Source organism: Kitasatospora sp. NBC_01266 (assembly GCF_036242395.1).
Lineage (GTDB): Bacteria > Actinomycetota > Actinomycetes > Streptomycetales > Streptomycetaceae > Kitasatospora.
In genome coordinates this window covers 431,342-457,336 of the sequence record NZ_CP108458.1, presented here as the reverse complement: position 1 = coordinate 457,336, position 25,995 = coordinate 431,342, and the positions used below count along the sequence as shown (strand labels likewise).

Genomic DNA, 25,995 nt, shown 5'->3' with positions numbered 1-25,995 from the left:
TCCAGCTGGCCGCACTAGTGCGCAGGGGGTGCCGGTCGGTGGCCCGGATGCCGGGCCGCCGGGCGCGCCATAGCCTCGAAGCAGTGTCCATCTCCGTTGGCAACTCGGGAGGCGTCGTGTTCCAGATCATCTGGATCCTCATCATCGGCCTCGTGCTCGGCGGCCTGGCCCGGCTGATCCTGCGCGGCCCGCAGGCGATTCCGCTCTGGCTCACCGTCGTGCTCGGCGCGCTCGGCGCACTGCTCGGCAACGCGGTGGCCGGCTGGATCGGGGTGCGGCACACCTCGGGGATCGACTGGATCCGCCACATCCTGCAGATCGGTTTCGCGGTGCTGCTGGTCGCCGTGGTCAGCCCGGCCTGGGGGCGGCGCAAAGTCGGCCGGTAGTGCCGGTAGTGCCGGCGGCCGTCGGGGACATCGGTGCGGGACCGAGCGTTCTGGGGTAGATCAGAGCGCATGGACCGCGAAGATGACCGAGGGCAGTGGTGGGGATGGCGGGGATGACGGGAATCGATGTCGAGCGGGTGCGCCGGGACACGGCGGGCTGCGAGCGGGTCACGCACCTGAACAATGCCGGGGCCGCCCTGTCGCCCCGCCCGGTGGTGGACGCGGTGGTGGAGCACCTGCGACTGGAGGAGGAGATCGGCGGCTACGAGGCCGCCGCCGAGCGGGCCGATCGCCTGGAGCACACCTATGACGCGCTGGCCCGGCTGGTGGGCGCCGCCCGGGAGGACATCGCGGTGGTGGAGAACGCCACCCGGGCCTGGGACATGGGCTTCTACTCGCTGCCCTGGGCCCCGGGCGACCGGATCCTGACCGCGCGGGCCGAGTACGCCAGCAACGCGATCGCCCTGCTGCAGACCGCCCGCCGGCACGGCGTCCAGGTCGAGGTGGTGCCCGACGACGAGAGCGGCGCGCTGGACGTCGACGCCCTGCGGGAGTTGATCGACGAGCGGGTCAAGCTGATCGCCGTCACCCACGTCCCCACCCAGGGCGGCCTGGTCAACCCGGCGGTCGAGATCGGCAAGGTCGCCCGCGAGGCGGGCATCACCTACCTGCTCGACGCCTGCCAGTCGGTCGGCCAACTGCCGGTCGACGTCGGCGAGATCGGCTGCGACCTGCTCACCGCGACCGGCCGCAAGTTCCTGCGCGGCCCGCGCGGCACCGGGTTCCTCTACTGCTCACCGCGCATCCGCGAGCACCTGGAACCGCCGTTCCTCGACCTGCACGCCGCGACCTGGACCGGCGCCGACAGCTACCAGGTGCGCGCGGACGCCCGCCGCTTCGAGAGCTGGGAGACCTCCTACGCCGGGAAGATCGGCCTCGGGGTCGCCGTCGACTACGCCCTCGACCTGGGCCTGGACGCCATCGAGGCCCGCGTCACCCAGCTCGCCGACACCCTGCGGCAGCGCCTGCGCGCCCTGCCCGGGGTGCTCGTGCGGGATCGCGGGACCCGGCTCAGCGGCATCGTCTCCTTCACCGTCGACGGCCGGGACAGCCACCGGATCGCCGAGGAACTGCAGGCGGAGCGGATCAACGTGTCGGTCTCGGTGGTGACTTCCGCCCGCTGGGACCTCGAGGCCCGCGGGCTCGCCTCGCTGGTGCGCGCCTCCGTGCACTACTACAACACCGAGGAGGAGATCGACCGGCTCTGCGAGGCGCTGTCGCGCCGCGGCTGAGCCGTCGGCCCGTCAGGACCCGGACGCTATTTCGCTTTCGGTGGCCGCGCGGGCCTGCCTACACTCGCCTCCAGATCGCGCACCGCCCAACCGAGCGGCGGTGCGCCCGCGATGAGAGGGGGGACCAGCCATGCGTGACCGCATCGCTGTCGTCGTCCCCTCCTCGCTCTCCGAGGTGATTCTGGTGTCCTCGCCCCTCCGGTGCCCGCTGCGCGGTTGGCACCGGAGTCCCGTGGCGAAGTCCTGACCCCTGCCCGCTGGTTGGCGCCGGGGTCGGGATCTGCGAGACGGCCTGACCGAAGGCCGCAGCGCCCGGGAAGTCGCGCCGCCCTCATGCGGAACACCAGGAAAGGCCATCGGCCGTGCGTACCAACCTGCCCCCGAACACCTTCAACCCCCTTGCCACCGTGCGCAATCTGGGGATCCTCGCGCACGTCGACGCGGGCAAGACCACCGTCACCGAGCGGATCCTGTTCCTGGCCGGCAACACGCACAAGCGCGGTGAGGTCCATGACGGCACGACCGTCACCGACTTCGACCCGCAGGAGCGCGAACGCGGGATCACCATCTTCGCCGCGGCGGTCAGCTGCGACTGGGACGGTCACCGGGTCAACCTGATCGACACCCCCGGCCACGTGGACTTCGCCGACGAGGTCGAGCGTTCGCTGCGCGTGCTGGACGGCGCGATCGCGGTGTTCGACGCCGTCGCCGGGGTCGAGCCGCAGAGCGAGTCGGTGTGGCGGCAGGCCGACCGGCACGGGGTGCCGCGGATCGCCTTCGTCAACAAGCTGGACCGGGTCGGGGCGGAGCTGGACAGCGCGGTCGCCTCGATCCGGGAGCGGCTGGGCACCGTCCCGCTGGTGGTCCAGCTGCCGATCGGCCGGGAGGAAGGCTTCACCGGAGTGGTCGACCTGGTCCGGATGCGCGCCCTGGTCTGGGCCGACGGTAAGAGCACCGTCACCGAGGGCCCGGTGCCGGACGCCCTGGCCGAGGAGGCCGCCCGGCGGCGCCACCTGCTGGAGGAGGCGGTGGCGGAGCTGGACCCGGTGGCGCTGGAGGAGTTCTGCGCCACCTCGGCCCTCACGGAGCCCACGCTCAGCGCGGCGCTGCGCGAGCTGACCCGCACCGGCGCGGGTGTCGTGGTGCTCTGCGGCTCCGCGTACCGCAACCGGGGGATCGAGCCGCTGCTGGACGCCGCCGTGGCCTACCTGCCCTCGCCGCTCGACCTGCCGCCGGTGCGCGGCACCGCGGGTTCGGACGAGCAGCAGCGGCCGGCCGATCCGGCGCAGCCGTTCGCGGCGCTGGTCTTCAAGGTGCAGGCGGCGCCGACCGGTCGGCTGACCTTCCTGCGGGTGTACTCGGGAACGCTGGGCAAGGGAGAGGTGGTGCAGGACGTGGGCGCGAGGCGAACCGAGCGGATCGCGCGGATCCTGCGCGTGCAGGCCGACCGCCACTTCGAGGTGGAGCGGGCGGTGGCCGGGGACATCGTCGCGGTGGTCGGACCGAAGGCCGCCCGCGCCGGTGCCACCCTCTGCACGCCGTCGGCCCCGCTGCTGCTGGAGCCGCCGACGGTGGCCGATCCGGTCGTCTCGGTGGCCGTCGAGGCCCGCCGGAGCGGCGACACCGAGCGGCTGGCCTCGGCGCTGGCCCGGCTGGTCGAGGAGGACCCCTCGCTGGTGGTCCGCACCGACCCCGAGACCGGGCAGACGGTGCTGTCGGGGATGGGCGAGCTGCACCTGGAGGTCGCGGTGGAGAAGCTCCGGCGCGCCCACGGGGTGGAGGTGGGCGTCGGCCGGCCGCAGGTGTCCTACCGGGAGACCGTCGTGCGCGGCGTCACCGGTCTGGTGTACCGGCACGTCAAGCAGGACGGCGGCGCCGGGCAGTTCGCGCACGTCGTCATCGACGTGGCACCGCTGGCCGCCGACCCGGGCGAGACCGCCGAGGGGGCGGCCGGTGCGGCGGAGTTCGCGTTCGGCTCCACCGTGGTCGGTGGCCGGGTGCCGCAGGAGTACGTGCGGGCGGTGGAAGCCGGCTGCCGGGACGCCCTGCTCGAAGGGCCGCTCGGGGGCTATCCGGTGACCGGGCTGCGGGTCACCCTGACCGACGGGGCGACGCACAGCAAGGACTCCTCGGAGTTGGCATTCCGCACGGCGGGCCGGTTCGCGCTGCGGGCGGCGCTGCGGGCCGCTGAGCTGGCGCTGCTGGAGCCGATGGCCGAGGTCACGGTCACGGTGCCGGAGGACGCCGTGGGCGTGGTGCTCGGCGACCTGGCGGCCCGTCGCGGCCGGGTCTCGAGCCAGGCGGCGCGCGGCGGCACGGCGCAGGTCACCGCGACGGTGCCGCTGGCCGAGCTGTTCGGCTACGCGACCCGGCTGCGCGGGCGCACCCAGGGCCGGGGCACCTTCACCACCCGGCCCGCCGGCTACGCCCCGGTGCCGAGCGGGCTCGCCGAGGCCCTGCGCGTCCGGTAGCGCCCGGTAGCGCCCGCCCGTGCGGTCGGCGCCCGCGGCCGGGCCCGCCCCTGGAGACGCTCCGGGGGCGGGCCCGGGTCGGCCGTCCCCCGGCCGGTTGGCCGCCGGGCGGATAAAATCGGTATGGCCCCCGCCCCTCTGATGGGATGCATGGTCGCCATGGCGTCGAAGCCCTTAGGAGTGCCCCGACACGTCCGGCTCGCCCTGTGGGCGCTGATCGTCGGCGGGCTGATCTGGGACTTCCAGGCACCCACCGAGTACTGGGGCGACCCGATGCTGGCGGCGGCGGCCGTGATGGCGGGCGCGCTGCTCTCGCTGCGGGGCACCGTGATCGTCGGCGCCGCCATCTTCCTCGGGGTCTTCGCGCTGACCGCCCACGACGGCTCGGTCAGCAACAACAGCGGCTACCTCGAACTGCTGAACACGCTCTTCGCGGTGGCCGTCGGGCTCTGGGTCAACCAGGTGGTCGCCCGGCACGGGCGCCGGTTGCGCACGGTGCGGTCGGTGGCCCGGACGGCCCAGCAGGCCGTGCTGCCCGTCCCGCCGCCCGAGGTCGGGCCGCTGGCCGTGGGCACCCACTACAGCTCGGCCCAGACGGAGGCGCTGATCGGTGGCGACGCGTATGCCGTCCAGGACAGCCCGTTCGGCGTCCGGGTCATGATCGCGGACGTGCGGGGCAAGGGGCTGCAGGCGGTGCGGGCCGTCTCGGTGCTGCTCGGAGCCTTCCGGGAGGCGGCCGAGCGGGAGCCCGACCTGTGCACGCTCGCCGACGCCGTGGAGCACACCCTGATCCGCGAGGTCGCGCACGGCAGCGAGGAACTGCGGATGGAGGGCTTCATCACCGCGCTGCTCGGCGAGTTCGACCCCGAGCACGACGAGCTGCGGCTGCTCGACTGCGGCCACCCCGGGCCCTATCTGCTGCCGGGCGGCGGGGGACTGGTCAGCCGGCTGGACGCCCGCGATCCCGGCCTGCCGCTGGGCATGGGCGCGCTCGGCGGCCCGCGCCCGGTGGCCGACAGCTGGCCCTTCGCGGCGGGGGACACGCTGCTGCTGGTGACCGACGGGGTGACCGAGGCCAGGAACAGCGCGGGGGAGTTCTACGACCCCACCCCGCGGCTGGCCACCCTCGGGTGGCACGGGTCGCCGCTGGAGCTGGTGGAGGCCGTGGCCGAGGACGTCGCGTGGTGGACCGGCGGCCCGCGCGACGACGACATGGCGCTGCTGGCGGTGACCCGCCGGCCGCCGGGCGGCGGCTGATCGCAGGACGTGGTCCAGCAGGTGATGACGGAGCCGTGGCGCGGAGAGCCGCGGTCAGCCCCGGCCGAAGGTGGCCGGCACCGTGCGACCGCGCTGGTAGCAGGCCGGGCAGCGGACCATCGAGTAGGTCACCACCGGCCCCTGGATCACGTCCTCGTGCCTACCGCGCGGCGTGAGTTCACCCGAGGGCGCCCCGCAGCCCAGGCACCGGCGGGTGGCCTGCGCGCGCCGGAAGCAGGGCAGGCAGTACCAGCGCTTCGGCTCCTCGGCCAGCAGCGCCACCGGTTGCGGACCGCCGTCGAGATGCGCGCAGTACGTCAGCTCGCCGCTGGCCAGCGCCTGCTGCATGGTGGCCGAGGCCGTCCGGTACCACTGCGGTGCCTGCTCGACGGAGATCTTCCGCGGCGCTCCCCAGCCCTCCGCCACCCCCAGGCCCGCCGCGTCCGCGCTGGCCGCCCGGATCTGGTCCTGCAGCGCCACATCGGCGGGATTCATCTTGTGCTCCACGCCGCCGAGGGTAACCGGCCGTTGAACGCCGGGTGACCCGGTTGCCGGAATATCCCCCGAAAGAGGCACTGCTGTTCGAGAGTGGTGCCCCGGAGGCGCTTGACACGGGATCAACCGGCGCATCGATGAACGGCCTCCAGGACGGCCAGCTCGTCCTCGCTGAGCCGCAGCGCGCCGGCGGCCACGTTGGCCGCCAGGTGCTCGGGGTTGCCGGTGCCGGGGATGGCCAGCACATGCGGACCGCGGTGCAGCGTCCAGGCGATCCGGACCTGCGCCGCGCTCGTGCCGTGGGCCCGGGCGACGGCGAGCACCTCGGCACTTTCCTCGCCGCTCGCGCCCGCCTGGCCGCCGGTCCCGGCGATCGAGTAGAACGGCACGTAGGCGATGCCCTGCCGGCCGCAGGCGCGCAGGAACTCGTCGTGATCGGGGCGGATGCCGAGGCCGTACCGGTTCTGCACGCAGACCACCGGCGCGATCGCCCGTGCCTCGGCGAGCTGGTGCGGATGGACGTTGGAGAGCCCGAGGTGGCGGATCAGCCCGGCCGCGCGCAGGTCGGCCAGCGCGCCGAACCGCTCGGCGATCGAATCGGCTCCCAGGATCCGCAGGTTCACCACGTCGAGGTGGTCGCGGCCGAGTTGGCGCAGGTTCTCCTCCACCTGGCCGCGCAGCTGCGCCGCGGTGGCGTGCGGCAGGAACTCGCCCGACGGGGCCCGGCTCGGCCCCGACCTTGGTGGTGATCACCAGGTCGTCCGGGTAGGGGGCCAGCGCCCGGTTGATCAGCTCGTTGGCGGAGCGCAGCGGCGAGAAGTAGAACGCGGCCGTGTCCAGGTGGTTGACGCCGAGTTCGACCGCGCGGCGCAGCACGCTGATCGCCTGCCCGCGATCGCTCGGCACGGCGTCGGCGGCGAACGCCTCGCCGCGCTGGGTCAGGCGCATCGCGCCGAACCCGATCCGCCGCACGGTCAGGTCGCCGAGCTGCCAGCTGCCCGCCGTCGCGGTGGTGGTGGTGATGGTGGAGGTCATGCCGGAATGATCGCCACGCGGTAGCGTGGCCGCCATTGATTAGGGCATAGCTGAATCCTGGAGGGCGGCCATGCCGGCCGAGTTGACGTTCACCGCGAGCGACCTGGCGCAACTGCGGTTCGCCGTCTCACCGATGTGGGAGATCACGCCCAGCTTCCGGCTGCTGACCCGGGACCCCGCGCAGCCCGCACACCCGGTGCACCGGCGCTGGGTCGAGCAGGTACGCCCTCGGCTGTCGGCGGCCGCCCCGGCCCGGGGATGGCTCGCCGAGCTGATCCCGCCCTCGGGCTACGTCCCCGACTTCCTCAACCCGGCACCCGCCGGACCGGCCCCGACCCTGGCGCAGGAGCTGGCCGCGATCCTGGCCACCCCCGCCGACCAGGTCCGCAGCGACCTCGACCACCTGAAGTACCACCAGGGTTCGCTCGGCCCGAGACTGCGGAGCCTGTACGCCGAGCCGCAGACCCGCCTGGCCAAGGTCACCGAGGCGATCGAGGCCTACTGGGACCTGGCGATCGCCCCCTACTGGGCGCGGATCCGCGCCCTGCTCGACGCCGACGTCCTCCACCGGGCCCGCCAGGTGGCCGAGTACGGCGCCGGGCACCTCTTCAACGACCTCCACCCGGCGATGCGGTGGGACGAGAGGGGGCTGCAGCTGGCCCGGCCCGCCCGGACCCTGTCCCGGGAGCGCGCGGGCGCCGGCCTGCTGCTGATCCCGTCCGCCTTCGCCGGTCCCGGCCTGCGCACCCGCCTCACCCCGCCGCAGCCGCCCCAACTCGCCTATCCGGCACGCGGTGCCGGTAATCTCTGGGAACCCCGGCCGCTCGCCGGGACCGCCGCGCTCGCCGCCGTCCTCGGCCGCTCGCGCACCCTGCTGCTGGCCGAACTGGAGACCCCGGCCTCCACCACCGAACTGGCCCGCCGCACCGGCCTCTCCGCCCCGGGGGTCTCCCAGTACCTCACCGCCCTGCGCGACGCCGGACTGGTCAGCGCCCACCGGGCCGGCCGCTCGGTGCTCTACGCCCGGACCGCGGTGGCGGAGGCGGTGCTGGCGGGCGTCGGCGCGGGATGACGACCACGCCGTGCGGCGTTCAGCGCGGCGGCAGCTCGCTGGGGCCGACATGGGCGTCGAGCCAGTCCTTCAGCGGCTGTGAGGCGCGCAGGAACGTGGTGATCCGCCGGTACGCCTCAGGGGTGCCCAGCCAGTCGGCGGGTTCCCACTGCTGCCAGGCGACCAGGCCCTTGTTGCGCAGCAGGCCGATCCGCGGGTGCTCCTTGGGGTAGCCGCGCGGTGCGGTCTTCAGCGGATCGCGGCCGGAGACCACCGGGCCCGATGCGGCCACTCGGGCGATCACCCGTTCCAGCTCGGCGCCGGTCAGGTCCTCGGCGACGGCGGCACGGTAGCGCTCCAACTGGTCGGCGGCCAGCTGGTACATGCCGTTGCCGCAGGCCAACCCGTCGGCGGAGAGCTGGATGTAGCCCCCGGCCTCCAGGTGGCCGCCGAGGTGGGTCTTGTACGGCGTCTTGTCGGCGCTGAACCGGATGTCCCGGTTGGGGCGGAAGATCTTTCCCGGCCCGAACTCGGGTTCCAGCCGCGCCAGCAGCTCCACCATCGGCCCGCGCACCGCGCGCTCGTAGAGCTCCTTGTGCTCGGCCCAGAAACCCTTCGAGTTGTCGATCTCCAGGCGCTCGTAGAACTCCAGCGCCTCGTCCTGCCAGCCTTCGAATGTCACGCTGCCAGGCTATCGGGCGGCCACCCCGCCTGCCGGGCGGTGATCGAGGCGCCACCGCCCGGCCGGACGTGGTCAGCCGAGCCGTGCCAGCTCCTCGTCCGAGAGCCGCAGCGCGCCGGCCGCCACGTTCTGCCGCAGGTGGTCCGGATCGCCGGTCCCCGGGATGGCCAGCACGTGCGGGCCCTGCCGCAAGGTCCAGGCCAGCCGGACCTGCGCGGCGGACACCCGGTGCGCGTCGGCGACGGCGCGCACCGCCTCGCTGTCGTCACCGCCCGGTCCCGCCTGACGTCCCGGGCCGGCGATCGCGAAGAACGGCACGAAGGCGATGCCGAGTTCGCCGCAGCGCCGCAGCAGTTCCTGGTCCTGGCTCGACGCGCCGAGCCCGTACGGGTTCTGCACGCAGACGACCGGCGCGACGGCCAGCGCCTCGGTCAGCTGCGTGGACGTGACGTTGGAGATGCCGAGGTGGCGGATCAGCCCGGCCTCGCGCAGCTCGGCCAGCGCGCCGAAGTGCTCGGCGATCGAGCCGGTTCGGCGGCTCGGTGGCACCCGCAGGTTCACCACGTCCAGGTGGTCACGGCCGAGTTGGCGCAGGTTCTCCTCGACCTGGCCGCGCAGCTGCTCGGGCGCGGCCCACCACCACGCGCCCGAGGGATCGCGGCCCGGCCAGACCTTGGTGGTGATCACCAGATCCTCCGGGTACGGCGCCAGTGCCCGGTTGATCAGCTCGTTGGCGGAGCGCGTCGCCGAGAAGTAGAACGCGGCGGTGTCGAGGTGGTTCACGCCCAGCTCGATCGCCCGCCGGAGCACGCCGATCGACTGCTCCCGGTCACGCGGCACACCGAGGTCGAAGGGCGCGGTGCCCGTCAGGCGCATGGTGCCGAGGCCGACCCGGTTGACGGTCAGCTCACCCAGTCGCCAACTGCCGGCCGCAGCAGCGGTGTTCGTCTGTGAGAGTGGCATGGATCTCCTTGTGCGAGTCGGGCGGGCCGGTGGTCGCAACGGCACCGGGGGAGCCGGGGGCGCCTGGCCCCGGGCATGAAAAAAGCCTCCCCGGCGGATCGGAATCCGCACCGGGAAGGCTCAGGTGATGGCCAACATCATAGCAGGCCAAGGGCGTTGGGGAGAAGGGCCCGAACCCCGGGCCGCGACGGATCCGGGCCGCGACGGATCCGGGCCGCGTCGGATCACGCGGCCCGGGCCCCGGCCGTTCCAGGTGTCGTTCAGCGGCCGGTGGTGAGGACCATCCGGAACCGGGCCGCCCCGCTGAGCATCTTCTCGAACGCGGCTCCCGCCTCCTCCAGCGGCGCCTCCTCGGTCCACGGGCGGACGCCGGTCTGGGCGGCGAAGCGCAGCGTCTGCTCGGTGTCCGTGGCGATCCCGGAGGCGTGGCCGTAGACGCGCCGGGTGCCGCCCAGCAGCTGCAGTCCGCTGATCGGCAGCGGGTCGGCGGTGGCACCCGCGATGATCAGCTCCCCGCGCCGCGCCAGCCCGTCGACGGTGGCGGCCATCGCGGCGCCGTTGGTCACCGTGGCGAGGACCACCTTGGCGCCGCCGAGCCGCTGCAGCGCCTTCGCGACGTCCTCGCCGGTGCTGTCGATGTAGTGCTCGGCCCCCAGCTGATGGGCGAGCTCCGCCTTGTCCGCGCCGCGGGCGATGGCCACGGTGTCGAAACCCATCCGGGCCGCGAACTGCACGCCCAGGTGTCCCAGGCCGCCCACGCCGAGGATCGCCACGACATCGCCGGCGCGGGCGGAACTGCGGCGCAGCGCGTTGAACGTCGTGACACCCGCGCAGGCCAGCGGCGCCGCCTCGACGGCGGTCAGCCCGTCCGGGATCCGCGCCAGCGCGACGGCGGGAACCAGCACCGCGTCGGCGTACCCGCCGGGGTAGGCGACCCCGGGAATCCGCAGCCGGGGGCAGTTGACGCCGTCGCCCTCGCGGCAGGCGTCGCAGTACCCGCAGCCGCCGCCGTACCAGCCGACCGCGACCCGGGTGCCCACCTGCCAGCCCTCGACCCCCTCGCCGATCGACTCGATCCGGCCGGCGATCTCGTGTCCGGTGGTCACCGGGAAGGTCGTACCGGGGATGTGGCCGCCGGTGATCATCGCGTCGGAGTGGCAGATGCCGCACGCCTCGACGACGACCCGGACCTGCCCGGGGCCGGGTTCCGGCGTGTCGACCTGGACGAGGCGGAAGCCGGTGCCGGGCTCGGCGACCTGCATGGCTCGGGTGCTGATGGGCATGGCGGAGGTCCTTCCTCAGGCGGGGGTCAGGCGGTGGCGGGGCGGTGGCGGGGCCGTGTCCGCGGTGGCGCCGGCGTCCCCACCCCCACAACTCTGGGCCGTCGGCGGCGCCGCTGCCACCGGCCGGGTCCGCCGGGTGGCGGTCGCACTCAGAACCTGTCCCAGGGCGCGGGCCCGGTCCCCGAGGCCCAGCCGGCCAGCGCCTGCTGGTCGTAGGCGCGAATGCCGACCCGGGCCGCGAGTTCGGCGGCGGGGCGGGTGAACCGCGAGGTGGTGACGATCGCGGCGAGCTGGCCGCCGTGGATGGCGGCGTAGGTGCCGTTGACCTTCTGGACGTCGCCGCTGCCGACGCTGCTGCTCGGCCCGAACCGCTTGGCCTGGATGACGATCCGCCGACCGTCCGGGGCGGTCGCGATGACGTCCGCGGCGAGGTCCCCGGCGCCGCCGACCACCCGGACGTCGGTGCAGCCGTCGCGCCGGCAGAGCGCGGCCAGCGCGTGCTCGAACTCGCGCGGGGTCATCCGATGGTAGGCGCCGATGTGGCTGATCCGCACCGTCTCGACGGCCTGCCGGGCGGCCTGCTGCCTGCCGCGGACGACGATCGCCGCGACCACGGCGCCGACCCCGCCCAGTCCGGTCAGGGTGGCGGCGACCGGGTGGGCGGCCACCACGCGCACGGCCGCGATCAGGAGCAGCAGCAGGACGCCGGCGGCGAGCAGCGGCCCCGGGCCGCCGGAACGCCGCCGGGCCGGGCGCCGGCCCGGTCGTCGTGCAGGACGGCGCGATGCTGCCACAGAGTCCCCCTTGCTCTCCAGGATCATTGTGGAGCACCACGCCGGGCGTTGAGGGCCGAACGGCCAACGGGCTCCGCACCGTGCTCAGGAAGTCGGCCGGTCCCGCCGTCGGCCCGCTCGCGCGCGGGCCCGCCGCGTTCACGAGTTGACCTGACGGAACGTTCTGCCGACGCCTTGACGCGTTGACAGGTACAGGAGTTGAATGAACGCCAGCCAGGTACCTGATGGGATGAATCCAGTAGCTCCGCACGCGCGGGACCGGCCCCCACCTCGTCCGCCGGGCCCGCGCCCCCCTTCTGCCGGGAGCCGCAGATGACCCGTGACCTTCCGCGCCGGAGCACCGTCCGGCGCGTTCACTTCTTCCACGTCCTCGCCCACCCCAGTCGCCGGCTCGCGGTGCTGGCGATCCTGGGCATGCTGCTCGCGCTGCTGACCCGGGCACCGGCCGCCACCGCGGCGACCGTCCCCGGGCCGCCGGCGGGCTGGACGACGGTGTTCAGCGACGACTTCTCGGGCGCGGCCGGTTCGCCGCCGTCCGGGTCGAACTGGATCTACGACACCGGCCCCGGTTCGAACTTCGGCACCGGTGAGATCGAGACGATGACCAACTCGACCTCCAACGTGTACCTCGACGGCAACGGCCACCTGGACATCACCGCCCTGAACAACGGCGGCAACTGGACCTCGGGCCGGATCCAGACGCCGAGTGCCGACGTCGGCGCGCCGGCCGGCGGCAAGCTCGAGGTCACGGCGTCGATCATGCAGCCCGATCCGGGCAGCGGGCTGGGCTACTGGCCGGCCTTCTGGATGCTGGGCCCGGGGCAGTGGCCCGAGAACGGCGAGATCGACATCATGGAGGACGTCAACGCGCTGTCGAACGTCGCCGGCACGATCCACTGCGGCACCGACCCGGGCGGCCCGTGCAACGAGAGCAACGGCATCGGCAGCGGGCTGGTCGCCTGCTCCGGCTGCCAGGGCGGCTACCACACCTACTCGATGATCCTGGACCGCACCAACACCGCCGCCGAGTCGGTCACCTGGTACCTCGACGGCAACGCGTACTTCAGCGTGTCGGAGGCCCAGGTCGGCACGGCCACCTGGCAGCAGGCCTTCGACCACAACCTGTCCATCATCTTCGACCTGGCCATCGGCGGCGGCTTCCCCAACGGCGTCTGCGGGTGCACCACGCCGACGGCCGCCACCAGTTCGGGCGCGACGATGAGCGTGGGCTACGTCGCGGCGTACACCACCACCGGCGGTGGCGGTGGCGGTGGCGGTTCGGCGATCACCGGCTACGGCGGCCTGTGCCTGGACGACCGTTCGGCTTCCACCGCCGACTACAACCCGGTGCAGGTCTACACCTGCAACGGCACCGCCGCCCAGCAGTGGACGGTCGTCCAGGCCGGCAGCACCCTGCACGTGCTGGGCAAGTGCCTGGACGTGGACGGCGGCGGCACCGCGGACGGCACCCTGGTGGACCTCTACGACTGCAACGACACCGGCTCGCAGGTCTGGATACCGCAGTCCAACGGGTCGCTCTACAACCCCCAGTCCAACAAGTGCCTGGACGACACCGGGTGGTCCACCACGCCGGGCACCCAGGTGGAGATCTGGGACTGCACCGGAGCGGCCAACCAGGTCTGGAACCTGCCCTCCTGACGATGCGTCATATCACCTCCCCCGGCTTTTGCGACCCTCTCGGCGGGCCGGGGGAGCGGTCGGGGGAGCGGGGCGGCGGGTGCGCCGATTCCGGCCCGGCCGCCCGACCTGCGATCATCGTGGCATGGTTGAACGAATCATCGCGGCGTGTGACGGAGCGGCCAAGGGCAACCCCGGGCCGGCTGCCTGGGCCTTCGTGGTCGCGGACAGCACAGGAGCGCCGCAGCAGTGGCAGGCCGGTCCGCTCGGGCACAGCACCAACAACATCGGCGAACTGACCGCGCTGGAGCAGTTGCTGGGCGCGACGGACCCCGCTGTTCCGCTGGAGGTGCGCCTCGACAGCACCTACACCCGGGACGCGGTGACGAAGTGGCTGGCGGGCTGGAAGCGCAACGGCTTCCGGACCGCCGCCGGCAAGCCGGTGGCCAACCAGGAGCTGATCCAGCGCATCGACGCCCTGCTGGAGGGGCGGGACGTCACCTTCGTCTACGTCCCGGCCCACCAGGTGAACGGGGATCCGCTCAACGCGATCGCCGACAAGGCCGCCAGTGACGCGGCCCGCTCCCAGCAGGGCGCCGGCGGCACCGCGGCCGACCTTCCGGTGCCGGACCCGGTCCCCGCTTCCGCGCCGCGGGCCGCCCGCTCCTCGTCCTCGTCCTCGTCTGCGTCCACGGCCAAGGCCTCGTCCGCCGCCGGGGCCAAGCGGGCCTCCTCGGGTGGTTCGCGGACGCTGGCCGCGCGGTTCCCCGGCACCTGCCCGTGCTCGCGCCCCTACGCCAAGGGCGACACGATCACCAAGGTCGGCAGCAGCTGGGGACATCCGCAGTGCGCGGCCGCACAGCCCCGGGCCTGAGGGTCTGGCGACCCGGTCACCCGGTGGTGCGGCCCGGCGGCGGGTTCTCGACGATGACGGCGATGCCGTCGAGCAGCGGGGTCAGGCCGAATTCGAAGAGCGCGTCCAGGTCGAGGTCGTAGCCTGCGGGGCCCAAGCTCGCGACGACCCGGGCGAACACCGGGTACCCGGTCGCCCGGGTGATCTCCTGGAAGGCGGGCGCCCGGCGGTCCAGCCACTGGTCCCCGGTCAGCCCCGTGGCGGCCTCGGCCTGGGCCTCCCGCTCCAGGTGGACCGCCAGGCCGTGGGTGTGGCTGTAGAGCAGGACGTGCAGGTCGAACATGGTCACCGGATCGAGGCCGTGGCCGTCCAGGGCGGCGAGCGCCCACTCGGCGTGCACCAGCAGGTTCGGCACCAGCAAGGGGCGGCCGAGTGAGTCGATCTGCGCCAGCCAGGGATGCCTGCGGTAGATCCGCCACAGGGTCCGCGCGCCGAGCTCCAGGCGGGCCCGCCAGCCCCCGGGCGGCTCGGCCGGGTAGCGCTCCTCGCCGAACGCCGCGTCCGCCATCAGCAGCAGCAGGTCCTCCTTGCTGTTGACGTACCGGTAGGGCGACATTGCGGCCACACCGAGCCGGGCGGCGACGCTGCGCATGGACAGCGCGGCCAGCCCCTCGCTGTCGGCGAGGTCGACGGCCGCGCGGACGATCCGCTCGCGGGTCAGCTCACGGTCGGAGCCGGCCCCCGAGGCGGTCCGGCGGCTCGGCCGGGCGGCCGCCCGCTCCCCGGCGGCCGCCGCTGCCGCCGTCCCTGCCGCCGCCCCGGCGGCCACCACGGTGCCGACCCGGGGGCGGGCCTCGACCAGCCCTTCCAGGCGCAGCGCGGTGAGGGCCTTGGTGGCGGTGGCGAGCGCGACTCCCCACTCGCGGGAGATCTGCCGCGTCGAGGGCACGCGTTCGCCCGGGGCGAGCTCGCCGTCGGCGATGCGTCGCGCGATCTCGTCGGCGATGCGCCGGAACGGTGGACCGGATCGGGAGGCCATGCGGTCGGCTCCTTGGGATTTTTTCCGCGCGTCATGTCACGCGCCGCACCTGTACTAGCTCAGACGCTACCAGCGGGAACCGCCGGAACGCGCCAGCTGTACTAGCTCAGTGCTGGAAAGTTGGCAGTTGGCGGGCCTGAAAATACGCCGTACATTCAGCAGCACGTACAGCGTATTGAGGAGCTTTCGATGAAGACTGTGCTCATCTCCGGTGCCGGTGTCGCGGGCTCCGCGCTCGCCTGCTGCCTGCGCCGCCACGGCTTCGCCCCGACGGTGGTCGAACACGCGCCGGGCCCGCGCGGCGGCGGCCAGGCGGTCGACATCCGCGGCGCGGCGCTCGACGTCGTGCGGCGGATCGGCCTGCTGGACCAGGTACGCGCCCACCGCACCCGGATGCGCGGCATGTCGGTGCTGGACGCGGACGGCAACGAGATCCACCGGTCCACCGAGGAGACGTTCAGCAGCGGCCGGCTCGACAGCGAGGACATCGAGCTGCTGCGCGAGGACCTGGTCCGGCTGCTGCACGAACGGGCCGCAGCCGAAGCCGAGTTCGTCTTCGGCGACAGCATCACCGCGATCGACCAGGACCAGCACGGCGTCCAGGTCGCCTTCGCACACGGCGGCCCGCGCACCTTCGACCTGGTGGTGGGGGCCGACGGCCTGCACTCGGCCGTGCGACGCCTGGTCTTCGGGCCCTCGGAGCGGTTCACCCAGCACCTGGGCTCCTGCGCGGCGATCTTCAGCGCGGACAACTTCCTGGGCCTGGCGCACTGGCAGCAGTGGCTCAGGGACGGCGAGGCCGGCTACGGCATCTACCCGGTGCGCGACAACACCGAGTTGAGGATCACCTTCGGCTTCGGGGGCGAGCCGCCCGCCGACGGCCGGCTCGCCCCCGAAGCGCAGAAGCAGTTCGTCGCCGACCGGATGGCCTCGCTGCGCTGGGAGACCCCCCGGCTGCTGAAGGCCCTGTGGGAGGCGCCCGACTTCTACTTCGACGTGATGGCCCAGGTCCGGATGGACCGCTGGTCGCAGGGCCGCGCGGTGCTGCTCGGCGACGCGGGCTACTGCGCCTCCCCGCTGTCGGGCCAGGGGACCAGCCTGGCCCTGGTGGGCGCCTACGTGCTGGCCGACGCGCTCGGCCGGGCCGCCGGCGACCACCGCGCGGCGCTGGCCGGCTACGAGGCACGGATGCGCCCGTTCGTCGAGCTCAACCAGGCGCTGGCCACGGAGAACCCCGGCGGCCCGGCCGCCGAGGAGTCGGTCGAACGGGCCAAGAACGCGATCGACCTCGACGGCTGACCGGGGCGGCGCCCTTGAGCGCTCGCCTGCCGGCTACTGACCTACCCGCCCAACTCGGCTGGTGGCTGCGCGAGGGCGCACAGCCACCAGCCGAGCTCTCCGCCGGGAACCCGATGAGTCTGCTCGCTGACTGAGTGGGTGGCTCACGGTCGGACCTTCGCTCGGCCGAGCTACGGGCGGATGACGATGGCGCTGATGGTGCCATTGCCCCAGACGGTGGTGTTCATCATCATCCGGCCGTCCAGGGAGGCCGCAGTGAACTCCGGAACGAAGCGAGCGGTGAAGAGCCCTTACCTGAAGAGAGGCGGCAACTGGACCTCTCCTTGGACCTGTTCGAGGAGGCGGAACCCGGCGGGCGCGAGCAGGCTGCCTATCTCGGCATCGGTGAGAGTCACAGCGGCACAGTAGTCGCAGGTCACGCCCTCCTGGTCAGAGTTTCCAGAAGGTCCAGAGATGCGGTCAGTTGTCGAACCAAACGACGAGTCGGACATTCTCTCCGCCATGGACATCGGCGAGGGCGCTCATGGCCTTCCACACCGGTGCCCACTCGCCGTCTTCCGGCACGGCGTCCCGGCGCACCATTCGCACGACGCGGAGCAGCACCCCGTCCTCGACCCACTCAGCGCCTTCCGACCTGCCTTGGCGGCCACGGAACGACTTGCCCGTCCGGACCCAACCCCGGTCCGGCGTGCGGGTGTACTCGTGTACGCGCTCGTCCACAGCCTCGGCGGGTTCGTCCCAGTCCACCGCGGCCAGCTCGGCCCAGCTGATCCAGGACGGGCCGTGCCCATCGGGGTCCCATTCCTCGTACGCCTGTCGGGTCCGGGGCGACACGTCGGCGGGTATGCCTCGATCTCCGGCCAGCGGGCGGAAGCCCGCGTGGTTCCGTACGCCGAACAGGCAGCCGAAGGCGTCGTAGCTTCGACCGCCGTACAGCAGATCCAGGTCTATCGCCGCATGCCAGCGCGCCTTGTCTTCGCCGAGCGTTCCGTAGGTGGTCCGGCACTCGACGAACCCATGTATGTCGGCTCCCATACGATCGGACTCTCCGGGCCGGACGGGCAGACTGCCAGGAGTTTTCACGGCGTCCGACCTGGGTGGATGCGTCTAGATGATTGATTCCAAGGGGTCCTGGGCTGCGCGTTGAGGCGCTGAACAGCAAGAATGCGGTCTCCTGTTGCGGCTGTCGGCAGCAGCGAGGGATGAGCATCACCGGCAGACGGTGTATAGCCGCTTCCGGACCTGGGAGTTGGACCGGACCTGGGAGCGGCTGCCCACCGCGATCTTGGCCGAGGCCGAGGCGGCCGGAGCGAGTGGATCGTGGGTCTGTCACCTGGGACGCGGGGCTCGGCTGTGGCGTAGCGGAAGCCCGAGCGTGGGCTCGCCTGGGCCGGAGTGCCCTGCCGCACCGGCTGGGAAAACCGCTGTCGGGCAAGTGAATCAAGATGGTAGGACTGCCGCTGTGCACAAGACTCTGGAGTTTCCCGATCTGTTGCGACTGATCGACGAACGTTCAACCGCCTTCCGTGCTGCGATCGCCGCCGCGCCCAGCCTCGACGTGCAGGTGCCGACCTGCCCCGAGTGGACGCTGTCCGACCTGGTACAGCACATCGGCGAGCGCCGCCGTCTCTGGGCCGCCACCGTCGCCGCCGGGCCGGACGCCACATCCAAGACCCCGGCCCAGGGTGACGCGGTCGCGCCGCAGGAACGCGAGGCCGTGCTGGCCTGGCTGGCGGCCTCGACCGAGCTGATGCTGGCGGCCCTGCGGGAGGCCGGTCCGGACCAGGGCTGCTTCACCGGCTGGGGTGTCACGCAGACGCCGCACACTGCCGGTGGCGTCGCCCGGCACCAGGTCCAGGAGATCGCGGTGCACACCTACGATGCCCAGCTCACCGTGGGCGACTCGGCCTCACTGCCTGTCGAGGTGGCGCTCGACGGTGTCGAGGAGAGCCTGTTCATCGGCAGCTTCACGAGGAGTGCCTGGCCGCACAAGCCCACCGCATTCGACTTTCACGCCACCGAGGGCCGCTCCTGGCGCCTCACGGTCGACGGCGACGGTGCACGGACCACCCGGCTGCCCGCTGCCGGCGAGGACCAGGACGCGGTAGGCCTCTCCATTCGCGGCACGGCCAGTGATCTGGTCCTCTGGCGGTACGACCGCATTTCGGTGGACTCCCTGCAACTCGACGGGGACCGGGAGTTGCTCGACCTGCTCTTCGCCTGGGAACCGGAGGACTGGACGTGACGACACGCCAGCGCGTACAGCCTGCCGGGTGAATCGCGAACTGTCTCGTACCGAACGGATGATCGATTCCAGGGGTTGGCTGCGCGCCTGAGGCGAGGGAGTCCACAGTCAGGTTGTGACGCCAGACATGGACTCCCTCGCGACCGCACTCTACGTCAGGACCGACGACCTGCTGATGGGTTCGCCGCAGCTCAGCGATGCCGAACTGGTGACGCTGTCGATGATGCAGGCCATGCTCGGCTACACCTCCGAGGCCCGTTGGCTCCGGCATGCCCGGGTCCACCTGAGGCACCTGTTCCCGTACCCGCCGAAGCAGCCCGGCTACAACAAGAGGCTGCGGAAGGCGGTCGGGCTCATCCGGCACGTCATGCGCGAGTTGGCCGTGGACACCGCGCTGTGGACCGACGACGTGTGGGTGGTGGACTCCACACCGGTTGAGTGCGGTCGCTCCCGGGAGACCGTCAAGCGCTCCGACTTGGCCGGATGGGCGCAGTACGGCTACTGCGCCAGCCACACGCGCTACTTCTGGGGACTTCGGCTGCACCTGCTGTGCACGATGGGCGGGCTGCCGATCACGTTCGCGCTGACCGGGGCAAAGGCCGACGAACGCGAGACACTCCTCGACATCTTCGCCACCGAACCCACGCTCGTCACCGACCGGCCACCTGGACAGACGCTGATCGGCGACAAGAACTACTTCGGCCGCGAGTTCGAGTCGCAACTGGCCGACCTGAACATCGAACTGCTGCGTCCGGCCCGCAAGGGCGAGGCTGAATGGGCCGGATCACAGCTGTTCAAGCCGTTGCGGCAGGTCATCGAGTCGATCAACGAGACCTTCAAGGGCCAGCTCGACCTCGAACGCCACCGCGGCCGCACCCCCGGCGGCGTGATGGTCCGCGTGCTTCAGCGAATCCTCGCGCTGACCGCCGCCGTCTGGCACAACGAGCACACCGGCCAGCCCGTCATGCGGTCGCTGACTGCCTATGACCACTGACGGCTTGGAATCGATCATCTCCCGCAGGAGGCATGAGTCGCTCCGCCTCCTGCGGCCCCTCCCAGAGCTTGCCGCCGGCCTTCTCCGCCGGGGCAGAAACCAGGCGCAGCCAGCCCACGCCCTGTCGCTCACCTTCCTCACCGCCTGGGAAGGCCTGTTCGACCGGATGGGCCTGCGCAACGGAGCCGTGGACCGGACCGGCGCGCTCCTGGTGACCGCCGCGGCCGGCGGCGTCGGCTCGATCGTGGCCCAACTGGCGCGGGCCCTGACCGGGTTGACCGTGATCGGCACCGCCTCCCGCCCGGAGACCGTCGCCTTCGCACGCCGGATGGGAGTCGAGCACGTGGTCGACCACCGGCAGCCGCTCGCCGAGCAGTTGGCCGCGGTGGCACCGGGCGGCGTGGACTACGTCTTCAGCACGGCCGGCACCGACCGCAACCTCGCGGCCTACGCCGCCGCGCTCAACCCGTTCGGCCAGATCGTCGCCATCGACGACTTCGAATCCCTCGACATCGGCGCGCTCAAGGCGAAGAGCGCCTCCTTCCACTGGGAGTTCATGTACACCCGCTCCACGTTCCAGACCCCGGACCAGGCGATGCAGCACACCATCCTGACCCGCATCGCGCGCCTGGTGGACGACGGCCGCCTCAGCACCACCGCCACCCAGGACCTCGGCCCGATCAACGCCGCCAACCTCCGCCAGGCCCACCGGATCCTGGAGTCCGGCACGGCCATCGGCAGGACCACCCTCACCGGCTTCTGACCGCGGCCACGGGTCGCGGAACGGCTTCTCCCCGGGAATCCGCCAGGTGAGGCATCCGGGCCGCTGTCCGTGACCCCAACGGGGTCGGCCGCGTTGAGAGTGTGTGCCCGACCCCACTACGCGCAGATCGCTGCTCGCCGCCTCCGCCGCCGTCACCGCCGCGGCCGTCGCCCCCCGCGCTCTCGCCGCCACCGCGAGCCGGTTGGCGCGGCAGGCAGCGGACGCGCAGGCCGACGGGATCGCCTACCAGGCCTGGACCACCGCCGCGGACTGGGGCGACGGCGAGGCACTGGGCACCGGGGTGGTGAGCGGGGCCCGGCCCGGACTCCGGATCGAGGCGGCGGCCGGCACCGCCGACTACCTCGACCCGCACACCGGTGCCACCGCCGACTGGGAGTGGGCGAGCTGGACTTCGCCCGAACGTCCGCTCGCCGTGGCGGCCACCCAAGCCGTGGTCTCCTGGAACGCCGAGGCGCCCGCGGGCACCTGGATCGCCGTCGAGCTGCGCGGCGCCTACCCCGACGAGACCCGCACGCCCTGGTACGTGATGGGCCGTTGGGCCGCCGGGGACCAGGACATCCGCCGCACCAGCGTGGACGGCCAGCAGGACGGCAGGAGCAGCGTCCGGACCGACACCTTCGCCATCGACACCCCGGCGAGCGGCCTGCGCCTGGCCACCTGCCAACTGCGCCTCACCCTCCACCGCAGGCCCGGCACCGCGCTCACCCCCGTGGTCCGGCGGCTGGGCGTGCTGACCTCGGACCTGCCCGAGCGCTCCGAGGTGCCGGCCACCGGCCCCGGCCCGGCCGCCGGCTGCGAACTGCCCGTACCGCGCTACTCGCAGGAGACCCACCAGGGCCAGTACCCGCGGTACGACAGCGGCGGTGAGGCCTGGTGCAGCCCCACCTCCTCGCAGATGGTCATCGCGTACTGGGGCCGCACGCCCGCACCCGCCGACCTGGCCTGGGTCGACCCCGCCTACCCGGACCCGCAGGTCTGCCAGGCCGCCCGGGGCACCTACGACTACCAGTACCAGGGCTGCGGGAACTGGCCGTTCAACGCCGCCTACGCGGCGACCTACCCGGACCTGCGGGCCGTCGTCACCCGACTGCGCTCGCTGACGGACGCCGAGACGCTGATCCTGGCCGGCATCCCGGTCATCACCTCCGTCTGCTTCCTGCCGAGCGAACTGGACGGCGCGGGCTACGGCACCGCCGGACACCTCATGACGGTCATCGGCTTCACCACGGACGGCGACGTCATCGCCAACGATCCCGCCGCGCCCTCCGACGAGGCGGTGCGCCGCGTCTACCGGCGCCACCAGTTCGAGAACGCCTGGCTGCGCACCAGTTGGACGAATGCCGAAGGCGTGGCGACCTCGGGCAGCGGTGGGATCTGCTACCTCTACTTCCCGGCCGAGCCGACCGCGCCGCAGGTCCGGGCGCTCGCGGCCTGCGGGGTGCGCTGAGCCTGGCGGCGGTTCAGTGAAGCCTCGCCATCTTCGAACGTGCTGGTCGGAGGGGCAGGCGTGACGGCTCTCCGGGGTGCTCGTGCTGGTCGTGGGCGGGGTCGGTGCGGAGCCTGGTGAGGATCCGCCAGTTCTTCAGGTGGGCGAAGCCGTGTTCGACGGGGGGACATCGAGCTGCTCGGCCAGCTACTCTTCGAGCCTGTCCAGCTCCGCGCGTCGCGCCGCGATCGCCGTCACGCCTCCCCCTTCGATCAGCACGATCGATGGCGAAGGCACTGTCTTCCCGCCGTCCGCAAGAGGTGGGCGCGGGTTCGTTCGAGGACGGTGTCGTAGGCGGGGTTGCCGTTCGGGTCGTGGTTGAAGAAGCCGTGCCCCGCGCCGGGGAATTCGACGAGTTCGCACTCCGTGCCGGTGTCGGTCATCAGCTGGCGGAAGCGGCGGGCGAGGGTGATCGGCACGAGTTGGTCGTCGGTTCCGTGGAACATGACGGTGGGGGGCATGCCGGGGCGCACGTGGTGCAGTGGCGAGAACGCCCTGGCCTGCTGGGGCGTGACCTTGAGCAGGTCGGCGATGGCTGCGCCTTCGCAGCAGGCGTCCAGGGCGGGGTTGAACAGTACGAGGCTGTCGTAGTGCCGTGCGGGTGAGGTGGCCAGGCTGAATGCCAGTTGGCCGCCTGCGGATCCGCCGCCGACGCTGATCGAGTCCAGACCTGCGGCTGCTGCGATCGTCCGGAAGAGTCGGTCGGCGTTTTCGGCGTCGGCCATGCAGTCGAGGGGGTTGTCGGCACCGGCTCCGATGAGCCGGTAGCCGGCGCTGGCGGTGAGGATGCCGGCTTGTGCCAGGGCCTTGGCCTGCGGGAAGAACATGGCCGGCGAGCCGATCATCCAGCCGCCCCCGTGGAACAGCAGGAGGGCGGCCCTGGCCTCGCCCTGGGGGACGAACACGTGCAGGGGCAGGGGAGTTCCGTCGGCGGCGGCGAAGGTCTCGGTGTGCTCGGTGTGCTCGGCGTGCGGCTGGGTCATGCGGGGACCTCCGTGTCGGCGGCGTTGAGATCGGCTTCCAGTTTGCGCAGTTGGTCGGCGCTGATTGCCGGTGTCATCGCGGCGAGGCGGTAGGGGGAGAGGTGGGCGACCATCTGGCGCAGGCCGTCGGCGGCGAGCATGGGGAGGTGCCCGACCAGCACGTCACGGCCGTGCGGGTCGTTGAGGAGTTCGTCGATGGAGGTCAGCACGCCGGGCCCGTCGGTGCGGAAGCCTGTGGGGGGCGGCAGCGGGGCGTGGGAGCGGGCCACCTGTTCGCGTTGCGCGTGGGCCAGCAGGTGCTGCGGTCCGACCTCGCCGGTGGCGGGCAGTCCCATCCGCTCGAACTGGCCGGCGGGGGCGTCGTTGCGGCGCATGAGTTCGGTCATCAGCGTGGCCATGCGCAGTTCGATGCCGTCGTCGACCAGTGGGTGCTGCTGCTCGGGGTCGTGCTCCAGGTCGAACAGCAGGGTGCCGAAGTGGTGGGGATTGCCCCAGGCCGCGCCGGGGATGCGCAGCACGGGGCAGCCCTTGGTGAAGGCGAGCGGTTCGGCGAGTTCGGCGGCCTGCAGCTCGGCGGTGGTGAAGCGGGAGGCCATGTGGGTCGGCATCAGGGTGTACTCCTCCAACGGCTGGTTGGAGGGGTCCGCGCAGGCGCGCATGTAGACGTAGCGGCCGTCGGTGACGTTGACGTGGCCCCCGTGGTTGCCGAACAGTGCACCTACGCGCACGGCCTGGTCGGTGGCGACGGTGCCGGCGAGCGGCACGCCGTGCATGTCAGGGGTGGGCTGCAGTCCGAAGTACTCCAGGAGCGTGGGCCCGAGGTCGATGGTCTGCACCAGGCCGGCGCGGCGCTCGCCGCGGACGGCGGTGCGGGGATCCCAGATGAACAGCGGGGTGTGGATGTTCTCGTCGTACCAGGGCTGGACGTTCTTGCCCCACCAGCCGTGCTCGCCGAGCAGCAGGCCGTGGTCGGTGCAGACGATCAGCATCGTGTCGTCCCACAGCCGGTGGGCGTCCATCGCGTCCAGCACCCTTCCCAGGGAGGCGTCGCACATGGTCAGCAGGGCCGAGTACTCGGCGCGCAGGTGGTCCACGGTCTGCTGGTCCTCGGCGACGCGCCGGTAGTCGGGCCAGTCGAAGTGGTCGCCGTCGTAGGCGTGCAGGTAGTGGGCGCGGTGCTCGGGGTAGCTGAGGAACGGCTCGTGCGGGTCGAAGCACTCGATCTGCAGGAACCAGCGGTCGCTGTCGTGGTTGGTCCGGACGAACTCCAGACCGGCGTCGACGGTGAGGGTCTGGGGGTGGGAGGCGGCGGTCGGCATGTGCTGCCGGTTGACCCAGTCCTGGCGCCAGGCAGGGGAACCGGCCCGCCAGCTGGCCGTCGCCTGCGGCATGGGCGGGTCGGCGACCTGCCCCTTCCACTTGTCGCCCTCCTGGCCCCGGAAGAGCTCGTAGCTGCTGAAACGGTTGTGGTAGGTCGCGCCGCCGTCCTGCCAGTAGTGGTAGTGATCGGTGGCCAGGTGCGTGTGGATGCCGGCGGCCGACAGCATCTGCGGGACCGAGTCGTCGAACGGCTCGAGCGGCCCCCAGGATCGGTGCAGGAAGTTGTACCGCCCCGTGTGCATCTCCCGCCGGGCCGGCATGCAGGGCATGCTCCCGCCGTAGCAGTTGTCGAAGGTCGCGCTCAGCTCCCCGAGACGTTCGAAGTTGGGCGCGTGAACCCCGTCGGCGCCGTAGGGCGGCAGGTACCGGCGGTTCAGCGTGTCGAACATGAGCATGATCGCCTTCAAGGGCGTCCCTTTCCCTTCACGGCCACGGGTGCCGCGCGCGGCGCGGGCGGTCGGCCTGCGGCATCGCGCCCCCGCCGACGCAAGCCCAGGTAGCTATATACATTAGAACATAGCCACCTGGGCTTGGACGCCCGCCGATCGGGAACGGAGACCTGCCGCCATGAGTGATCCTTCGGCGCCTTCGCACTGCTGCATGCCGCCCGCCCACGACGCCGTCCGGGCCGCGCCGACGGGCCAGGCCCCCACCGTGCGGCCATGCCCGGCAGGGCCGGTGCGCGAACCGTCGGGGATGGTGCTGCTGCCGGGCGGCGACTTCCTGATGGGCACCCGGGACCGGGAAGGGTTCGCCGGTGACGGGGAAGGGCCGGTGCGGTCGGTCCGACTCGATCCGTTCCGCATCGATGCCCGCGCGGTGGCCAACGACCAGTTCGCCGGCTTCGCCGCGGCCACCGGGTACCGCACCGACGCCGAGCGCCTGGGCTGGTCGTACGTGTTCGCCGGCTTCCTGCCGGCCGCGTTGCGGCGCGGCGCCGCGCGCCCCGCCCGCACCCCCTGGTGGTGCGCGGTGGGCGGCGCCGCCTGGGACCGCCCGGAAGGCCCCGGCAGCACCCTCGACGGGCGCGGCGACCACCCGGTGGTCCACGTGTCCTGGAACGACGCGGCGGCCTACGCCGCCTGGGCGGGCAAGCGGCTGCCCACCGAGGCCGAGTGGGAGTACGCGGCCCGCGGCGGCCTCGAGCAGCGGCGCTACCCGTGGGGGGACGAACTGGACCCGGCGGGCGAGTACCGCTGCAACATCTGGCGCGGCACCTTCCCCACCCGCAACACCGCCGCCGACGGCTACCGCGGCACCGCGCCCGTCGACGCCTTCGAGCCCAACGGCTTCGGCCTGTACAACACCTCGGGCAACGTCTGGGAGTGGTGCGCCGACTGGTGGACCACCGAGCACGGCACCGCCCGCCCCCTGGTCGATCCGAGCGGCCCGCCCACCGGCACGGACAAGGTCATCCGCGGTGGCTCCCACCTGTGCCACCGTTCCTACTGCAACCGCTACCGGGTCGCCGCCCGCACCGCCAACAGCCCCGACAGCTCCAGTGGCCACGCGGGCTTTCGCTGCGCGGCGTCGGCGCCACCGGCGCTTGACACCGTGCCGTCGGCAGATAGCCTGAGGTCATAGG

22 protein-coding genes and 1 pseudogene are annotated in these 25,995 nt (G+C 72.5%); 13 read left to right on the top strand and 10 right to left on the bottom strand.

From position 1 onward, the window contains the following. The first annotated feature begins 83 nt into the window (after positions 1 to 83). The 4 genes from OG403_RS02025 to OG403_RS02010 all read left to right on the top strand — a co-directional run bounded on the left by OG403_RS02025 (position 84) and on the right by OG403_RS02010 (position 5,406). Complete coding sequence (locus OG403_RS02025) at positions 84 to 386, top strand: GlsB/YeaQ/YmgE family stress response membrane protein (RefSeq protein ID WP_329560885.1); 303 nt, start codon at positions 84 to 86, stop codon at positions 384 to 386. Positions 387 to 499: 113 nt separating this feature from the next. Continuing rightward, on the top strand, positions 500 to 1,678 hold the full coding sequence (locus tag OG403_RS02020) for an aminotransferase class V-fold PLP-dependent enzyme (RefSeq protein ID WP_329560883.1): 1,179 nt from the start codon (positions 500 to 502) through the stop codon (positions 1,676 to 1,678). A 362-nt stretch (positions 1,679 to 2,040) separates the two neighbouring features. Further along, positions 2,041 to 4,149 carry an elongation factor G gene (gene fusA / locus OG403_RS02015; RefSeq protein ID WP_329560882.1) on the top strand — a complete coding sequence of 703 codons (2,109 nt, stop codon included), beginning with the start codon at positions 2,041 to 2,043 and terminating at the stop codon, positions 4,147 to 4,149. Positions 4,150 to 4,329: 180 nt separating this feature from the next. Beyond that, positions 4,330 to 5,406 (top strand): PP2C family protein-serine/threonine phosphatase, encoded by a 1,077-nt coding sequence (locus tag OG403_RS02010; RefSeq protein ID WP_329560880.1) that lies wholly within the window; start codon positions 4,330 to 4,332, stop codon positions 5,404 to 5,406. Between the two features lie 54 nt (positions 5,407 to 5,460). Here the strand turns inward: OG403_RS02010 and OG403_RS02005 are convergent, their stop codons facing one another. After that, on the bottom strand, positions 5,461 to 5,913 hold the full coding sequence (locus OG403_RS02005) for a hypothetical protein (RefSeq protein WP_329560877.1): 453 nt from the start codon (positions 5,911 to 5,913) through the stop codon (positions 5,461 to 5,463). Between the two features lie 110 nt (positions 5,914 to 6,023). Then, positions 6,024 to 6,936 (bottom strand): annotated as a pseudogene (locus OG403_RS02000) (aldo/keto reductase). A 70-nt stretch (positions 6,937 to 7,006) separates the two neighbouring features. On the opposite strand from OG403_RS02000, the gene OG403_RS01995 reads away from it, so the two are divergent. Next, positions 7,007 to 8,008 carry an ArsR/SmtB family transcription factor gene (locus OG403_RS01995; RefSeq protein ID WP_329560875.1) on the top strand — a complete coding sequence of 334 codons (1,002 nt, stop codon included), beginning with the start codon at positions 7,007 to 7,009 and terminating at the stop codon, positions 8,006 to 8,008. A 19-nt stretch (positions 8,009 to 8,027) separates the two neighbouring features. Here the strand turns inward: OG403_RS01995 and OG403_RS01990 are convergent, their stop codons facing one another. The 4 genes from OG403_RS01990 to OG403_RS01975 all read right to left on the bottom strand — a co-directional run bounded on the left by OG403_RS01990 (position 8,028) and on the right by OG403_RS01975 (position 11,709). After that, positions 8,028 to 8,669 (bottom strand): DUF2461 domain-containing protein, encoded by a 642-nt coding sequence (locus tag OG403_RS01990; RefSeq protein ID WP_329560873.1) that lies wholly within the window; start codon positions 8,667 to 8,669, stop codon positions 8,028 to 8,030. A gap of 72 nt (positions 8,670 to 8,741) precedes the next feature. After that, a complete protein-coding gene (locus tag OG403_RS01985; protein ID WP_329560872.1) occupies positions 8,742 to 9,632 on the bottom strand; it encodes an aldo/keto reductase in 891 nt (296 codons plus the stop codon). Positions 9,633 to 9,892: 260 nt separating this feature from the next. Continuing rightward, on the bottom strand, positions 9,893 to 10,915 hold the full coding sequence (locus tag OG403_RS01980) for an alcohol dehydrogenase catalytic domain-containing protein (RefSeq protein ID WP_329560870.1): 1,023 nt from the start codon (positions 10,913 to 10,915) through the stop codon (positions 9,893 to 9,895). A gap of 149 nt (positions 10,916 to 11,064) precedes the next feature. Further along, on the bottom strand, positions 11,065 to 11,709 hold the full coding sequence (locus OG403_RS01975) for a restriction endonuclease (RefSeq protein ID WP_329560868.1): 645 nt from the start codon (positions 11,707 to 11,709) through the stop codon (positions 11,065 to 11,067). A gap of 312 nt (positions 11,710 to 12,021) precedes the next feature. Here OG403_RS01975 and OG403_RS01970 point away from each other — a divergent pair, with 312 nt between their 5' ends. Then, positions 12,022 to 13,368 (top strand): ricin-type beta-trefoil lectin domain protein, encoded by a 1,347-nt coding sequence (locus tag OG403_RS01970; RefSeq protein WP_329560867.1) that lies wholly within the window; start codon positions 12,022 to 12,024, stop codon positions 13,366 to 13,368. 124 nt (positions 13,369 to 13,492) lie between these two features. Beyond that, positions 13,493 to 14,221: a ribonuclease H family protein gene (locus OG403_RS01965; protein ID WP_329560866.1), complete on the top strand. Its 729-nt coding sequence runs from the start codon at positions 13,493 to 13,495 to the stop codon at positions 14,219 to 14,221. A gap of 16 nt (positions 14,222 to 14,237) precedes the next feature. On the opposite strand, the gene OG403_RS01960 is transcribed toward OG403_RS01965, so the two are convergent. Then, positions 14,238 to 15,239: a TetR/AcrR family transcriptional regulator C-terminal domain-containing protein gene (locus OG403_RS01960; protein WP_329560864.1), complete on the bottom strand. Its 1,002-nt coding sequence runs from the start codon at positions 15,237 to 15,239 to the stop codon at positions 14,238 to 14,240. Positions 15,240 to 15,428: 189 nt separating this feature from the next. Between OG403_RS01960 and OG403_RS01955 the strand changes: the two genes are divergently transcribed. Beyond that, entirely contained in the window at positions 15,429 to 16,538 is a 1,110-nt protein-coding gene (locus OG403_RS01955; RefSeq protein WP_329560863.1) for an FAD-dependent monooxygenase, read from the top strand. A 459-nt stretch (positions 16,539 to 16,997) separates the two neighbouring features. Here OG403_RS01955 and OG403_RS01950 read toward each other — a convergent pair whose 3' ends face one another. Continuing rightward, positions 16,998 to 17,573, bottom strand: a complete 576-nt coding sequence (locus tag OG403_RS01950) for a hypothetical protein (RefSeq protein ID WP_329560861.1) — start codon at positions 17,571 to 17,573, stop codon at positions 16,998 to 17,000. A 427-nt stretch (positions 17,574 to 18,000) separates the two neighbouring features. Between OG403_RS01950 and OG403_RS01945 the strand changes: the two genes are divergently transcribed. The 4 genes from OG403_RS01945 to OG403_RS01930 all read left to right on the top strand — a co-directional run bounded on the left by OG403_RS01945 (position 18,001) and on the right by OG403_RS01930 (position 22,008). Then, entirely contained in the window at positions 18,001 to 18,783 is a 783-nt protein-coding gene (locus OG403_RS01945; RefSeq protein WP_329560860.1) for a maleylpyruvate isomerase family mycothiol-dependent enzyme, read from the top strand. A gap of 127 nt (positions 18,784 to 18,910) precedes the next feature. Next, positions 18,911 to 19,777, top strand: a complete 867-nt coding sequence (locus tag OG403_RS01940) for an IS982 family transposase (RefSeq protein WP_442911039.1) — start codon at positions 18,911 to 18,913, stop codon at positions 19,775 to 19,777. A 166-nt stretch (positions 19,778 to 19,943) separates the two neighbouring features. After that, positions 19,944 to 20,540, top strand: a complete 597-nt coding sequence (locus OG403_RS01935) for a zinc-binding dehydrogenase (RefSeq protein ID WP_329560856.1) — start codon at positions 19,944 to 19,946, stop codon at positions 20,538 to 20,540. 103 nt (positions 20,541 to 20,643) lie between these two features. Next, positions 20,644 to 22,008 (top strand): peptidase C39 family protein, encoded by a 1,365-nt coding sequence (locus OG403_RS01930; protein WP_329560854.1) that lies wholly within the window; start codon positions 20,644 to 20,646, stop codon positions 22,006 to 22,008. 251 nt (positions 22,009 to 22,259) lie between these two features. Here OG403_RS01930 and OG403_RS01925 read toward each other — a convergent pair whose 3' ends face one another. Together OG403_RS01925 and OG403_RS01920 are read right to left on the bottom strand one after the other, a co-directional pair. Then, the gene (locus OG403_RS01925) at positions 22,260 to 23,030 is read right to left on the bottom strand and encodes an alpha/beta hydrolase (protein ID WP_329560852.1); all 771 of its coding nucleotides are present in this window, start codon (positions 23,028 to 23,030) and stop codon (positions 22,260 to 22,262) included. After that, positions 23,027 to 24,799, bottom strand: a complete 1,773-nt coding sequence (locus OG403_RS01920; RefSeq protein ID WP_329560851.1) for a sulfatase — start codon at positions 24,797 to 24,799, stop codon at positions 23,027 to 23,029. Before OG403_RS01920 ends, OG403_RS01925 begins: the two co-directional genes overlap by 4 nt. 178 nt (positions 24,800 to 24,977) lie before the next feature. On the opposite strand from OG403_RS01920, the gene OG403_RS01915 reads away from it, so the two are divergent. Further along, positions 24,978 to 25,994: a formylglycine-generating enzyme family protein gene (locus OG403_RS01915; protein WP_329560849.1), complete on the top strand. Its 1,017-nt coding sequence runs from the start codon at positions 24,978 to 24,980 to the stop codon at positions 25,992 to 25,994. The last annotated feature ends 1 nt before the right edge of the window (position 25,995 follow it).

Bases quoted from the DNA above. Each gene is read 5' to 3' on its own strand.
- OG403_RS01915 (WP_329560849.1), top strand. From the start codon at position 24,978: ATGAGTGATCCTTCGGCGCCTTCGCACTGCTGCATGCCGCCCGCCCAC.
- OG403_RS01960 (WP_329560864.1), bottom strand. From the start codon at position 15,239: ATGGCCTCCCGATCCGGTCCACCGTTCCGGCGCATCGCCGACGAGATC.
- OG403_RS01985 (WP_329560872.1), bottom strand. From the start codon at position 9,632: ATGCCACTCTCACAGACGAACACCGCTGCTGCGGCCGGCAGTTGGCGA.
- OG403_RS01950 (WP_329560861.1), bottom strand. From the start codon at position 17,573: ATGGGAGCCGACATACATGGGTTCGTCGAGTGCCGGACCACCTACGGA.
- OG403_RS01965 (WP_329560866.1), top strand. From the start codon at position 13,493: ATGGTTGAACGAATCATCGCGGCGTGTGACGGAGCGGCCAAGGGCAAC.
- OG403_RS02020 (WP_329560883.1), top strand. From the start codon at position 500: ATGACGGGAATCGATGTCGAGCGGGTGCGCCGGGACACGGCGGGCTGC.
- OG403_RS01970 (WP_329560867.1), top strand. From the start codon at position 12,022: ATGACCCGTGACCTTCCGCGCCGGAGCACCGTCCGGCGCGTTCACTTC.
- OG403_RS01925 (WP_329560852.1), bottom strand. From the start codon at position 23,030: ATGACCCAGCCGCACGCCGAGCACACCGAGCACACCGAGACCTTCGCC.
- OG403_RS01995 (WP_329560875.1), top strand. From the start codon at position 7,007: ATGCCGGCCGAGTTGACGTTCACCGCGAGCGACCTGGCGCAACTGCGG.
- OG403_RS01955 (WP_329560863.1), top strand. From the start codon at position 15,429: ATGAAGACTGTGCTCATCTCCGGTGCCGGTGTCGCGGGCTCCGCGCTC.
- OG403_RS01940 (WP_442911039.1), top strand. From the start codon at position 18,911: ATGGACTCCCTCGCGACCGCACTCTACGTCAGGACCGACGACCTGCTG.
- OG403_RS01920 (WP_329560851.1), bottom strand. From the start codon at position 24,799: ATGTTCGACACGCTGAACCGCCGGTACCTGCCGCCCTACGGCGCCGAC.
- OG403_RS01935 (WP_329560856.1), top strand. From the start codon at position 19,944: ATGGGCCTGCGCAACGGAGCCGTGGACCGGACCGGCGCGCTCCTGGTG.
- OG403_RS01980 (WP_329560870.1), bottom strand. From the start codon at position 10,915: ATGCCCATCAGCACCCGAGCCATGCAGGTCGCCGAGCCCGGCACCGGC.